This window comes from Lacticaseibacillus nasuensis JCM 17158 (assembly GCF_001434705.1).
In the GTDB taxonomy this organism is placed as follows: Bacteria; Bacillota; Bacilli; order Lactobacillales; family Lactobacillaceae; genus Lacticaseibacillus; species Lacticaseibacillus nasuensis.
Map to the genome: position 1 here is coordinate 1 of NZ_AZDJ01000022.1, position 12401 is coordinate 12401.

Here is a 12401-nt window from a genome sequence, read left to right on the forward strand (position 1 = left end):
AAAGCCCTATCACATTTACGAAACTTTGTTCAGTTTTCAAAGGACTACCGGTTGCCTCAACGGCAACTTTTACATCTTACGCGTTCCGCTTGCACTCGTCAAGCAAAACTGCGGAAAAATGTTTGCCGGCACATCAGGCAAAGCCTTGATGGCACCGGGTTGTGCTCAACACAACGCAGACTATCTTATCAACCAGAGCTTGGCCGGTCAAGCATTTTTCGCGAAGAAAATAAAAAAAGGTGAGCAGCTTGCCCACCTTTCGCGTGCTTATTCAGGTTCGATCACGGTTTGGCCTTGCATGTATGGAACCAAGACATCAGGAATCGTCACCGTGCCATCCGCGTTTTGGTAATTTTCCAAGATGGCGGCGACGGTGCGGCCCACCGCCAGGCCGGAGCCGTTAAGCGTGTGGACGAACTGCGTCTTGCCATTGTCGTCCCGATACTTGATGCCGGCGCGGCGAGCCTGAAAATCCGTGCAATTGCTGCAGCTGGAGATTTCCCGGTAAGTGTCTTGTGCCGGTAACCACACCTCGAGGTCGTTGGTCTTCGCCGAGGTAAAGCTGGCATCCCCGCTGGCCAACGTGATGACGTGGTACGGCAGGCCCAGCTTTTGCAAAAGTTCTTCGGCGTCATGAATCAAGTTGGTCAGCTCGGTCCACGAGTCTTCCGGCTTGCAGAACTTGACCATTTCGACCTTGTTGAACTGATGCATCCGAATCAAGCCGCGGGTATCGCGGCCGGCGCTGCCGGCCTCGCTGCGAAACGCCGGGGACAACGCCGTGACGCTGATCGGCAGCTTAGCCGCATCGATCACCTCGCCGCGGTAATAGTTCACCAACGGCACCTCGGCGGTCGGAATCAACGTCATCGGCTCGCCATCGTTAGTCATGGTGTAGACGTCTTCGGTAAACTTCGGGAACTGCCCGGTCCCGAACATGGAATCGTTGTTCACCAAGTACGGCGGAATCACTTCGGTGTAGCCTTCGCGGTAATGTTCATCCAGGAAAAAGTTGTACACCGCACGTTCCAGCCGCGCACCCGCCCCGCGGTAGTAGACAAACCGGCTACCGGACACCTTGGCCGCGCGCTCGAAGTCTAAAATGCCAAGCGCCTCGCCGAGCTCGTAGTGGGCCTTGGGGGTAAAGTCAAACTGCCGCGGCGTGCCCCACTTGTATTCCTCGCGGGAGTCGTCCTCGTTTAACGACATCGGCACGTCATCGGCCGGATAATTCGGCAGGCGCACCAGAATGTATTTGACCCGCTCGTCAACCTTCGCCAGCTCCTGATCGAGCCCACTGATTTCCTGGCCGACTGCCCGCATCGCCTTGATTTGCTCGTCGGCGGGTTCCTTGGCGCGCTTTTTTTGCGCGATTTCGCCGCTGACTTGATTGCGCTTGGCCTTCAAGTCCTCGGTTTGCACGATAATGCTGCGACGTTTTTCATCCAGCACCAACAGCTCATCAATTTCCTCTGGTTTAATGCCGCGCGCACCGAGCTTGGTTTTGACCCAGTCCGGTTGCTGGCGAATCAACTTCATGTCTAACATGCTGCTCCTCCTTCAAAAATGCACACAAAAAGCCCTTCATCCAATTGGGACGAAAGGCTAGTTCCGCGGTGCCACCCAAGTTTGGTCAAAGACCACCCTTAATTGCTGCTAACGGTCAGTGCCGTGTGGCTCATCGCCACCCACTCGTGCGCTGGAATCGGGTTCGTCAGGCTTCCACCAACCGCCTGCTCTCTGGGCTACCCATGGGCGCGTCAACGTGTTTCAAATTACGATAAACATACCGCAAAGCTACACGGCGCGCAACCCGGCGGCGTCCAGAATTTTAATGACGCTGGGGCGCACCGCTTCGATCAACTGCGCGTCGCTTAATTCGCGCAACTTGCGACTCAAGGTTTCCGGCGTAGTGCCAAGGTAAGCGGCCAACGCCTTTTTCTTCATCGGTAAGGTCACCGTGCCGTTGTCGGCGGGTTGCTTCAGCAGCCACTGGGCCAGCCGGGTCTCGACGCTGGCGGTGGTGACCAAGGTGGTTTGCGCCTCCAGCTCGTCGATGCGCCGCGCCTGCGTGGCAATCACGGCCAGGCTAATCGCCGGCTCTTGTTCCAACAGGCGCTGAAAATCGCTTTTGTACAGCACGCATGCCGTCACCGGGCTTTCCGCTACCGCGCTAGCTTGATGCGTCGCGTCTTGGAATAAGTCCCGGTCGCCGTCAAAATCGCCGGGGGTCAGCTGGCGCACCAGCTGCTCGCGGCCATTGGCGCTGCCGCGCACCACCGCCACGCTGCCGGCGTGAATAATATACAACGCACCGGCGGGACTGTCGGCGAGATACAGCGGCTCGCCGGTTTGAAAATGCTGATGCCGCACCAGATTTTCGATTTGCACCAGCTCGGCGTGCGGCAGGTGGTTAAAAATCGGCACGCGCTGCACACACAGGTGCTCAGGTTGCTTAGTAGTCAACGTTCTCACTCACACTCATTTTGTCTTCCCAGATTTGGCGAATCGTCGCGTACAGCTCGCCGAACCAGTCATTACTGGAGTTAGCCGCCCACTTGTAGGTATGCGTGTCCGGCCCGATCTTGCCCGAAGCATCCGGTACCGTGGCGCTTTCGATGACCAGATCCGCGTCGTCGATATCCGTTTCGTTCGGCGACACCAGTACCACCATCGGCTGCGCAATGAGAAACGCCAACAAGTCGACGTACCCCAGCAGCGTCTGTTCGATGACCACCGCCACCTTGACCTTCACCTGCGGCAAGAACTGCGTCGCCAACTGCAAGACATTGCGGTAAAACGAGTCGCTTAACACGTCTAGGTGCGCGTGAAAATCGGTCAGGTTTTCGCTGACAATCACGTGTTCCAGAGTTTGGTGCACCTTCACGGCCAACGTTTCGTTTTGCGGGACCTGGTGCAGCCGGTCATTGATGCTGTACGCCAGCGCCTGCGACAAGTCGTCGCCGAACTCCAGCAGACTCATCGCCACGGAGAACAGGTTGGCCGTCAGCATATTCATCACCGGCGTCGGCAACGTGTGCTCGGTGATGAACCCCACCGGCAGCTTATCCAAAAACTCCATGACCAGCGTGTAAATCTGCGGATCATAGCGCCGGAATCGCCGTAGCGCGCCTTCTTGCATGTCCGTGCCGGTGGTGACGTAAAACGGCAGGAAGTTGAACAGGAAATACAGCGAGCTGGACTCGCCCATTTGCGCGCTGAGGCTGAGTTCCGGCAACGCCACCGCCGTGCGCAGCACCGGGTCGAGCTCCTCGATGAAGTTCGGCACCGGATACTGCAAAGTGACCTGCTTTGGCGTGAATTCGATCACCTCGTCCAGCTGCATCCGGCGCAGCGCCACGGCGACGTAATACATCGCGATTTCGCGGGTGACGAGGTTAGGCCGGCCGAGGTCGAACAGGTCAATCGTCGCGTCGACCACCCGCCCCACGGCCTTGCGCTCGCAATGCGAAAACGGCCACGCCGCGCCATCGGTGGCCAGCCAGAAAATCAGCGTCAGGAAAAGGCGAATGCGTTTTTCCGGCCCAGCGATCTTCAGCCCCTCGTAGGAGAAGCGCACGCCAAACGTGTGCGCAAAGTCGCGCATCGGCTTCAGGTGCCGCAGCATCGTCGCCTTCGACGTGTCCTCGGCGGTCAAAAATTCGTCAAAACTATTGTATTGACCGTAAAACGCGGCGATTAAAAAGTGATACGCGTGACTTTGCTCCACCAAGTACCGCCGCACCTCTGCGGAAGGCAGGTTGAACATCTTTTTCACGCTGGCGCTCTTGCTGGTCATGGCCTCAAGTTCTTCGACTAGACCGTTATAAGTATTGTAGACGCTGCCGTAGTTCCGCCCCGTCAGCAACGCGATTTGCCGCAAGTTCACATCGGTCACCAGCGGCTTTTGCGCCGTTTCAGAAGCCAACCGATCCGCCACGGGCGTTTGCGCCACCCGGGCATTCACAATCGTGCGGAACAACCGCATCTTCTCTGCATCTGAAGTTGACAGGAAAATGTCTTCTCGTCCGCGCATGATAATCCTCCTATAAAAACAAGTTGTGAGCGAAGGCGCTTAAGAAACGGAGCGTAAGCGCCGCCTGGGCGGTGAGCCGCGGGTTGTGCGGCTCGGCGACCAGGTGGACTTACGCGCAGTTACTTGCCTTCGCGAACACGATTAAGTTGTGAGCCAGGGCGGGAAAGCAGCGGAACATAGGCGCCGCCTAGTGCTTGAAAGGCGCTTCTTGCCTTTCGAGTGCTAGGTGGTCCTATGTGTAGCTGCTTGCCCCGGCGAGCACGATTAACTTGCGCCTTCGCGCGCACTTATTATCGCATTATCGTTTCTGGACTTCAACGCATTATTGATGAACGTTTTTTCACGATTCTGAGTCCAAACCCACCCTTTTCTCAGATAGCCGCCACTATTTTTCCTGCATCAATTCCGCGGGGGCGACTGAAACGCCGCGGCCAATTTGCTATACTAGCGGTGGAAACTTCAAAAAGGAGGGGTCGCGATGGAATTTGAAGCCTTATTTCTCGAAAAAGCCGATCGGCAAAAGTTTCAAATGTTTCAAATTTTCACCGCCTTTAATGCAGAAAGCCTCACCGTCGCCGACCTCGCCGCGCGCATGGACCAGTCTTACCAGATGACCTATAACGTGTTTCAGGAACTGGCCACGGATATGGGCGGCATCTTGAAGGTGACGCCAGCGCAAGCCAAGAAGCGCTTGATGGCCCGCGCCGCTTTTCCCTTCACCGTCGATGAGTACCGCCTGTATCTGATGGAGCGCTCGATTGCCTTTCAATTCATCGATTACCTCCTGCAAGGCAACCGCCCAACCACCGACCACTTCACCGCTGAGCACTTCATCAGCCGCTCGACGCTCACCCGCAAAACGGCGCCGTTGCGCAAATTTCTCCAACGCTACCAGCTGAAACTTTCCGTCACGCAGCCGGCGTTACTCGGCCCGGAGCCGCAGATTCGCCTGTTTCTAGGCACGCTGTACTGGCTGACCTACCATGGCATTCGCTGGCCGTTCGTGTCGATTTCCGAAGCGACCATTGCCCGCGAGTATCGCGAACTGGCCAGCGCCCGCCGCGAACCACTGATGGCGCTGCAGGAAATCCAATTTTGGGGCCTGTGCCGCGTCCGCATCGCGCATGGCAATTACGTCCGCGACGTGCAGCTGATCGACGAGCTGTTCGCGGATTGCCCGCTGTTCGCCGCGCCAAGCTACGACCCGAAGCTCTTCTTCAACGCCCCGGCCGATGTGCCGCACGCCGAGCAGCGCTTCTTCTGTTTTTTACAGCAAAAAACGATTATCTTCACGCCGCCGAGTCGCACCGATCGCGCGTTGTATGAATTCTTCAAGCAGCAAAACGGCCCGGTGTGGCAGTTCGCCACGGGGTTGCTCGACCACCTGCGGGCCTTGAGCGGCGCCAACTTATCGCCGGAAGCGCTAGCGCAAACTCAGGTGCCGCTAAACGTGATGCGCTTTGCCTGCTCGTTTGTGATCATGAACGGCGATTACGTCAAGCTGTCGGACTTCTTCGTGCCGCAGGAGATCACCTATCAACAGTCGCACCTGCGCGACGTCTTGGCCGATTACCTGCGCAACCTGCCGAGCACCGAGTTTAACCGCGTGCTCAAGCGCACGCCTTGCGTGTTAGACATGCTGTTTTACCTGTTCGCGCCGTTTCTGCGCTACCTGCACTGGGACGAAACCGTGGCGGTGAAGGTGCAACTAGACGCCAACGATTTTCTCAACCACGCCGTCTTGGACTTTCTGGACAACCTGCCGATTGTCCGCCGCGTCGCCGCCTCCGCGCCGGCGCCGGATCTCGTGCTGACCACGCCGGAAGACGCCGCGGCCACCACGCGCAACGAAACCATTTTCGACTGGCACGTCGACGGCGACCACCACCGATTACTTCGAGCTTTATCACACGGTGTTGAACCTCTATCGGCAAAAGCTGATTCCAGACCGCACCGCCACAACAAAATGACCGCCACCGCGAATTCACGGTGACGGTCATTTGCTTATTGCGTCAAGATTTCACTGCTGGCGGTCACGCTGGGGGTGGCCAAGCGCGCCCCAGCCGTGGCGTACAGCGCGGTCAACGCGGCCACGTTGTGATTCAACTCGTGCATCACAATCGTCATGCACTCAAAATTGGTGAACACCGATGGCTTGCGCGGCTGCGCGTCCAGCCACTTGGCAAAGGCCAGCTCGAAGTCCGCCAGCGTCCAATTCAACCGGCTGACCAAATCGCGCAGGCACTGCAACTCATACTCGCCGACCTTGACCAAAGTCGTGGCGTAGGCAAAGTCCGCCGGCGCCGAGCTGACCTGCAAGTCCGCGGCGATCACGCACATCAGCGTTTGCACCGCAGCCTGATCGCGGTGCGTGTCTAGCTCCAAGCGCAGGCGCTGGCGCTGAATCAACGCCACGTAATCGCCATCCCCGGCACTACGCGATAACGCTCGGTCCAACAGGCGCTCGAGTAACGGCACCCCGGTCAATTTTGGTTGCCAGAAGTGCCGGCGCGCCGTGTAAAAATCGATGACGCCTGGCAGGTAATACTCATGAATCCACAAGTCCGGCGCAATATCCCCTAATTGCTCGCGGCCGGTCGCGGTCAAGGTATACGCCGCGCCGCCTGGTACCGGCGCAATCAAGCCGGCGCGGATGAACCGCGCGACCACGCGCTGAGGCTGCAAGCCGTAGCGCGCCTCCCAAATATCGGCATCGGCAACGCTGGCATCCCCCATTGTTAACAAGTACATAAAAACCCGAAGCGGTGGTGTTAATCGCATCGCTCTTCCCCCATTCGGTTGCTTCGGGTCAAGTTTAGCGATAGCTGGAAGCGCTGTCAACGACCGCTTGTGCACAAGTCAACGCGCCTTAGCTTTCCGCCTTAACAATATCCGCCACGATTTTGCTTTCGTCAAAGGCCTCGTGGAGAAACGCGGGGTCGGTGCTGGGCAAGTGTAGCTGAATGTCGGCGAAGGGTTGGAGCGCCAGCGCCGCCGACGCCACCGTCAAGGCCAGAATATGCCCGCCGAAGTCATGCGCAGCGTTCAAAAAGTGCAGGTGAAACCCCGGCGCGGCCATGCCGGCGTATAACGTCGGCGACCAGTAACCAATGACCGTGCCCGTGACCTGTTCGCGGGTAAACACGGCTTGATCCGCCGCCGTTGCCGTCAGCGTCGGGTACGGCGGCTGTTGCTCGCGCACCGCGCGCGTGGTCACCGCCGCAAAGGTCCCGGTGAGTGTCACCGCCGTAAACAGGTTCACGCTAGGCAGCTTGCCCTGCAGCGCTAGCCGCAACTGCGCGTCGCTTAAATTCGTCACCGTGCCCGCCGGCGTAAAGTCCGCGTAATGCACGTTGGCAAACGGCACCTGCGCCGTCGCCTCGGGCTGCAGCACCTGACCGGCGGCGGTCATTTGGTACACAACGCCATCGAGGATGATTAACTCGCCGTTGAGCCCGGTCAACGTGCCGATGCCCGTGTCGCCGTGCGTCAGTAACTCGGACAGCGTTTGCGTGCCGGCAAACAGGCCCGGCACCAACGTCGCTAACGTGCCGTGTTGATATAACTTTCCCATGCTGGCCTCCTAGACTAATTGATCCGGCAGCATTGCCTGGCCCAGGGCCTGGTTGTGGCTGTAATCGACGGGAATGTCGACCACTACCGGCCCGTCAGCGGCGAACGCCTCATCCAACACCGCGCCGAGCTCGGCCGGCGTGTTGACGCGCAGGCCCTTGGCGCCGAAGCTTTCGGCATACTTCACGAAGTCCACCGGCCCAAAGTTGACGCCTGCCGATTGGCCATACTTCATCTCTTCTTGGAACTTGACCATATCGTAGTGGCCGTCGTTCCAGATGATGTGCACCAAGTTGGCGTGCAGCCGCACCGCCGTTTCCAGTTCTTGACCGGAAAACAGGAAGCCACCGTCGCCGGAAATCGACACGGCTTTTTCGCCGGGCCGCACCAGCGTCGCCGCAATCGCCCACGGCAAGGCCACGCCTAGCGTCTGCATGCCGTTAGAAAACAGTAGGCGCCGCGGCTGGTAGCTGCGGAAGTGGCGCGCCATCCAAATGTAAAACGAGCCGACATCCACGGCCACCGTCATGTCGTCGGTGACGCGCTGCTGCAGCTCCGCCACAATCGCCAACGGGTGGCTGCGCTTGGCGTCGGCATCGACCGGCGGCACGTCGCGCTGCTGCAGCTTGGCTTGCAGTTCACTCAAGAAGTGCTTGGCGCTCGGTGCGACTTGATAGCCGCGCAACAGCGGCGTCAAGATGTCCAAGGTTTGTTCGATGTCGCCAATCAATTCGGTTTCCGGCTGGAAGTTGTGATCGATTTCCGCCGGCGCCGAGTCGATGTCGATGATCCGCGCGTCGCCTTCCGCGTTCCAGTTGCGCGGCTCGTATTCCACGGGGTCGTAGCCGATGGTGATGACCAAGTCGGCGGCCTTGAGCAACTGGTCGCCGGGCTGGTTGCGGAACAAGCCCACGCGCCCGAAGAAGTTATCTTCTAATTCGCGCGAGACGATGCCGGCGCCTTGGAAGGTTTCGACCACTGGCAACTCGGTGACGGACAACAAGTCGCGCAGCGCGCGGGTGATTGGTTCGGCGCTGGCGCGCATGCCCAGCAGCAACACCGGCAGCTGCGCCTCTTTGATGGCGCGGGCCAGGTAGGTCATGTCCGCCGGGCTGGCCGGGCCAAGCTTCGGCGCAGTGAGGCGGCGAATCGGCTGCGACGCCACTTCGGCATCGGTGACATCCTGCGGCACCGAGACGAAGCTGGCGCCTTGCTTGCCGGATTCTGCGGCTTGATAAGCGTTGGCAATAATTTCGCTGACGTTGTCGGGGTCCTGGACCTCGGCGCTGTACTTGGTGATGGGCGCAAACAACTCGGCGTTTTTCATGCTTTGGTGCGAGCTACGCAACAAATCCGCACGCTTCACCTGCCCGGAAATCGCCAGCACCGGATCCCCTTCGGCCGTCGCCGTCACCAATCCAGTGGCCAAATTCGACGCCCCGGGGCCGGAGGTGGTGATCACCACGCCGGGCTTGCCGGTTAAACGGCCGATGCCGGCGGCCATGAACGCCGCGTTTTGTTCGTGGCGCGCGACGATCAATTGCGGCGCGTGGTCGCTTTGTGGGTGTTCCAGCCGCTCAAAAACGCGGTCGATTTTTGCTCCGGGAATGCCGAAGACATATTTCACATCGTGGTTGATGAGGCTTTCGACAATGAGGTCGGCCCCGTAGCGTTTATTGGTCATGTGTATTGCTCCCTTGATTTGTGTTGTCGTCAGTATAGCATAAGTGTAACTAATTGAAAGTGGGAATCCTAGAAATTCGTTAAGTAATACGGGTTATTCTGTTTCATTTATTTTTGTGAACTGTATTACAAAAGAAACAAAGAAAACCCGTCTAGCCGTAGCCAGACGGGTTAGATTACGCAAGCGTGAGCTGAATTCTACCGATGCCTTCTGCCTCATTCAAGGTCGCAAAGGTGAAACCATGCTTGGTAAAGATATGGTTGAGTTTCGCAAAGTTCTCTTTGTCAAACGAGCTGATGTTGCCGTCGATCGTGGCGATGTCCGCCTTCTTGGCGAGGTTGACGAACGCCTTGATGGCCAGCTGGGCCAGCCCCATGTTTTGAAAATCATAAAACGCCAGGCGGCTTTCGGAACCCAACGTCTCTAGCACCGTGATGTGGGCGTTGTTGCGCCAGCGGTCCCAGTCAAACAGCAGCTGGGATTGGAAGTCGGCCTTGGCGTGTCCGTACTTATCGACGTTTTCATACGGGGTAAACACGGAAATGGTGTAGCTGTTGTGCTTTTGGGCGTCTTGCTTGAAGTCCGTATACACGATGTATTGGGTGGCCGGTCCGGCGTCGTTGGCGCGCGGCTGGTTCATGCTGGACAAAACAGTCAGCGTCGGCTCTTTTTCAATCGCCGCCAGCCGCTTGGCGTAGATCTGATCATACTCTGCTTGCGAACTCATTTTGAAACCCCCACGAATAAAGTTGATTTCAGTATATCATTAATTCGCCAAAGTCACGAGCATTCTTTGCTGACTTGAAATGAAAATATCATTTTTCACGCTGATAGTTTCATAATGCAACTATTTTTCAGGATGCCAGACGAAGATTGCGGCCAGTTGCTGGTCGGGCCCAATCCCCGTCGGCGCGGTGTCGACATACGCAAACCCCGTGCGCGCCAGCACCTTAATCGACCGCCGATTCGTGGGCAACACCGTCGCCCACACCGCCGCGACGCCATGCGCCGCTAACGCCGCCAGCATCAACCGCAACGCCTCTTGCATATAGCCGTGACCCCAGGCCGCCGGCGCCAGCGCGTAGCCAATCTCTCGGCTGTGCGGATCCGGCGCGCCATCCGCCGCGGGTCGCTCGTACACCGCGATGTGCCCCACCAATCGATCGGCCACCGTGACCGCAAAGCCGGTGTTCGTCGCGGCGAAATTTGTCACCACTGCCACGGCTTCCGCCAACGTGTCAATTGGCTGCAGCCCCGCCGGCACCGCTACGGCGGGATCCCTGGCGTAATCGAGGTACGCCTTGGCATCGGCCGCCGTAAACGCCCGGATCGTAACGCGCTCACCCGTCAATCTCATGGCCCACCTCCAAGAATTCTGCTTGCTTAAAGTATCCGCCACCGATTTTGCGTAATCAACTATATGCGCCAATTGCAGCGCACAATTTCAGATTGCCGCATGGCGGCAAGGAGGCAGACTCATGAAGTACATTGGCTTAATTGCAGGCCTGGGCCTCGCGGTATTCGCGGGGATGCAGGCGCAGACGGTGAAGGCGGCAGACACAGACTACGACGTGAATGTCACCGGCGGCGGGATCAATTTAACGCAGACGCCACCAGATATTACATTTCCAAGCATCTCAGTTTCGAACTTAGCCACAGCCAGTGACCTGCTCACAGCGACCAGCGACCCTGGCAAAATTCGCGTTGAAGATTTTCGTGGCACCGGCACTGGCTGGACCCTTTCCGCGACGGTTTCGGCACTCAAGGCCGGCGAGCACGAACTCGCCAATTCCAACATTGAATTTAGCGGCGCCAATGATCTGCAGGCAACCTTAATGTCCAATCCAGATAGTGCGACCGTCAGTGAAACCTCACCCACTTATAGCCCTCAAGCGCTCACAGCTGGGCAACTCACCCCAATCTGGACGGCAACCGCTTCTGAGCCGGGGATGGGCGTGAACCAGGTATCCCTCACTTCCATTAACCTCTCTCTAATTGCTCAGAACAATGTGTTTGCTGGCGATTATCATGGCACGATCACCTGGACATTAGATCCGACGGTGGCGGAGCCAGCCGGAGATAGCAACGGATAGAAAGGACCTGACCGACATGCGGATACGGCCGTTACTTTGGTGGCTAGTGGGTGTGGCGCTGGTGCTGGTTGGCGGCAACCCCCAACCGGTACGCGCGGCAGGCGCGGAGTTTACCGTGACCCCGGTCCTCAACGCAGCCCAACGCGCTGGCGTCACCGACTATTTTGACCTCGATGTCACCCCTGGCCACCCGCAAACTTTGACGATGATACTGCACAACGAAGCGAAGACGCCGGAAACGTTCACCATCGGCGCCAACCCCGCCTATACCTCGGATAGTGGCGCGGTGGCGTATGACCGCGCCGATCCTACCGGGTTTACCGGTGAGTATTCGATGCACAAGCTGGTCACCGGCCCCACCGAGGTCACGCTGGCGGCTGGGGAATCCCGACAACTCACCTACCACCTGACCCCGCCAGCCAGCACTTTTGGCGGCATCATTAGTGGGGCCTTGTATGTCCGCCGCGAGCTAGACGCCGACAACACTGGTAGTGGCGTCACCTTACAAAACCGCTACGCCTTTGCCTTGCCGATTCGCCTGCATTCTGGGACCAATCTCGGCACGGCGCCAAGCCTGCGCCTGCTGGCGGCCACCGGCGAATCGCTCAGCGCCACCATCGAAAATCCCTCGCCGCACCAATTCGGCGAAATCTCGTTGACGCTGACGTTGGTGGCTCGAGCCACCGGTAAAACCGTTTGGACGCAGACGTGGTCGCAACTGGCGGTGGCCCCCACCAGTCGCTTCACACTCACCCCGGCCCCACCGGTGCTAAAAGCGGGCCAGTATCAGCTGACGATGTCGGCGAAATCCGGGGAGTACACCTGGCAAGGTAATCGACAATTCACCTTGAGTGCCGCCGCGGCCGCGCAGCAAGCCGCCGCCAATCAACCCGTGGCCAATTCGCCTTGGGGCTCCCTGACGTTTTTCGCCATTGCGGTTTTGGTGGCGTTGGCCGCCGGCGCCGGCGGCTGGGCGTGGCACTGGCGCCGCCAACGTGGTCACTAGTGTCAACAA

Annotated in this window: 12 protein-coding genes; 4 read left to right on the forward strand and 8 right to left on the reverse strand. The window is 58.5% G+C overall.

The annotated features are described in order from the left end of the window. Positions 1-352: hypothetical protein (locus FD02_RS11470; RefSeq protein WP_235806674.1), on the forward strand; the 352-nt coding region annotated here is incomplete at its 5' end. Here FD02_RS11470 and serS read toward each other — a convergent pair. The 3 genes from serS to FD02_RS04910 all read right to left on the reverse strand — a co-directional run bounded on the left by serS (position 268) and on the right by FD02_RS04910 (position 4036). Next, a complete protein-coding gene (gene serS / locus FD02_RS04900) occupies positions 268-1548 on the reverse strand; it encodes a serine--tRNA ligase (protein ID WP_056950930.1) in 1281 nt (426 codons plus the stop codon). The two genes, FD02_RS11470 and serS, sit on opposite strands and share 85 nt — an antisense overlap. A 249-nt stretch (positions 1549-1797) precedes the next feature. Further along, entirely contained in the window at positions 1798-2466 is a 669-nt protein-coding gene (locus FD02_RS04905) for a Crp/Fnr family transcriptional regulator (protein WP_054723247.1), read from the reverse strand. Continuing rightward, complete coding sequence (locus FD02_RS04910; RefSeq protein WP_054723248.1) at positions 2456-4036, reverse strand: helix-turn-helix domain-containing protein; 1581 nt, start codon at positions 4034-4036, stop codon at positions 2456-2458. Before FD02_RS04910 ends, FD02_RS04905 begins: the two co-directional genes overlap by 11 nt. A gap of 478 nt (positions 4037-4514) precedes the next feature. Between FD02_RS04910 and FD02_RS04915 the strand changes: the two genes are divergently transcribed. Beyond that, on the forward strand, positions 4515-6029 hold the full coding sequence (locus FD02_RS04915; RefSeq protein ID WP_056950935.1) for a helix-turn-helix domain-containing protein: 1515 nt from the start codon (positions 4515-4517) through the stop codon (positions 6027-6029). A gap of 11 nt (positions 6030-6040) precedes the next feature. Here FD02_RS04915 and FD02_RS04920 read toward each other — a convergent pair whose 3' ends face one another. The 5 genes from FD02_RS04920 to FD02_RS04940 all read right to left on the reverse strand — a co-directional run bounded on the left by FD02_RS04920 (position 6041) and on the right by FD02_RS04940 (position 10650). Continuing rightward, the gene (locus tag FD02_RS04920; protein WP_054723251.1) at positions 6041-6787 is read right to left on the reverse strand and encodes a hypothetical protein; all 747 of its coding nucleotides are present in this window, start codon (positions 6785-6787) and stop codon (positions 6041-6043) included. A gap of 118 nt (positions 6788-6905) precedes the next feature. After that, positions 6906-7610, reverse strand: a complete 705-nt coding sequence (gene budA / locus FD02_RS04925) for an acetolactate decarboxylase (RefSeq protein ID WP_054723252.1) — start codon at positions 7608-7610, stop codon at positions 6906-6908. 9 nt (positions 7611-7619) lie between these two features. Next, positions 7620-9293: an acetolactate synthase AlsS gene (gene alsS, locus FD02_RS04930; protein WP_056950936.1), complete on the reverse strand. Its 1674-nt coding sequence runs from the start codon at positions 9291-9293 to the stop codon at positions 7620-7622. Positions 9294-9468: 175 nt separating this feature from the next. Continuing rightward, positions 9469-10020: a hypothetical protein gene (locus tag FD02_RS04935; protein ID WP_054723253.1), complete on the reverse strand. Its 552-nt coding sequence runs from the start codon at positions 10018-10020 to the stop codon at positions 9469-9471. Positions 10021-10140: 120 nt separating this feature from the next. Then, positions 10141-10650 (reverse strand): GNAT family N-acetyltransferase, encoded by a 510-nt coding sequence (locus FD02_RS04940; RefSeq protein ID WP_056950938.1) that lies wholly within the window; start codon positions 10648-10650, stop codon positions 10141-10143. Positions 10651-10771: 121 nt separating this feature from the next. On the opposite strand from FD02_RS04940, the gene FD02_RS04945 reads away from it, so the two are divergent. Together FD02_RS04945 and FD02_RS04950 are read left to right on the forward strand one after the other, a co-directional pair. Further along, positions 10772-11386 (forward strand): WxL domain-containing protein, encoded by a 615-nt coding sequence (locus tag FD02_RS04945; protein WP_054723255.1) that lies wholly within the window; start codon positions 10772-10774, stop codon positions 11384-11386. 16 nt (positions 11387-11402) lie between these two features. Next, complete coding sequence (locus FD02_RS04950) at positions 11403-12392, forward strand: DUF916 domain-containing protein (RefSeq protein ID WP_082603314.1); 990 nt, start codon at positions 11403-11405, stop codon at positions 12390-12392. The last annotated feature ends 9 nt before the right edge of the window (positions 12393-12401 follow it).

What these genes read in the sequence shown, in the direction of transcription:
- serS (WP_056950930.1), bottom strand. Translation starts at nt 1,548, where the DNA reads ATGTTAGACATGAAGTTGATTCGCCAGCAACCGGACTGGGTCAAAACC.
- FD02_RS04910 (WP_054723248.1), bottom strand. Translation starts at nt 4,036, where the DNA reads ATGCGCGGACGAGAAGACATTTTCCTGTCAACTTCAGATGCAGAGAAG.
- FD02_RS04915 (WP_056950935.1), top strand. Translation starts at nt 4,515, where the DNA reads ATGGAATTTGAAGCCTTATTTCTCGAAAAAGCCGATCGGCAAAAGTTT.
- FD02_RS04920 (WP_054723251.1), bottom strand. Translation starts at nt 6,787, where the DNA reads ATGTACTTGTTAACAATGGGGGATGCCAGCGTTGCCGATGCCGATATT.
- budA (WP_054723252.1), bottom strand. Translation starts at nt 7,610, where the DNA reads ATGGGAAAGTTATATCAACACGGCACGTTAGCGACGTTGGTGCCGGGC.
- alsS (WP_056950936.1), bottom strand. Translation starts at nt 9,293, where the DNA reads ATGACCAATAAACGCTACGGGGCCGACCTCATTGTCGAAAGCCTCATC.
- FD02_RS04935 (WP_054723253.1), bottom strand. Translation starts at nt 10,020, where the DNA reads ATGAGTTCGCAAGCAGAGTATGATCAGATCTACGCCAAGCGGCTGGCG.
- FD02_RS04940 (WP_056950938.1), bottom strand. Translation starts at nt 10,650, where the DNA reads ATGAGATTGACGGGTGAGCGCGTTACGATCCGGGCGTTTACGGCGGCC.
- FD02_RS04945 (WP_054723255.1), top strand. Translation starts at nt 10,772, where the DNA reads ATGAAGTACATTGGCTTAATTGCAGGCCTGGGCCTCGCGGTATTCGCG.
- FD02_RS04950 (WP_082603314.1), top strand. Translation starts at nt 11,403, where the DNA reads ATGCGGATACGGCCGTTACTTTGGTGGCTAGTGGGTGTGGCGCTGGTG.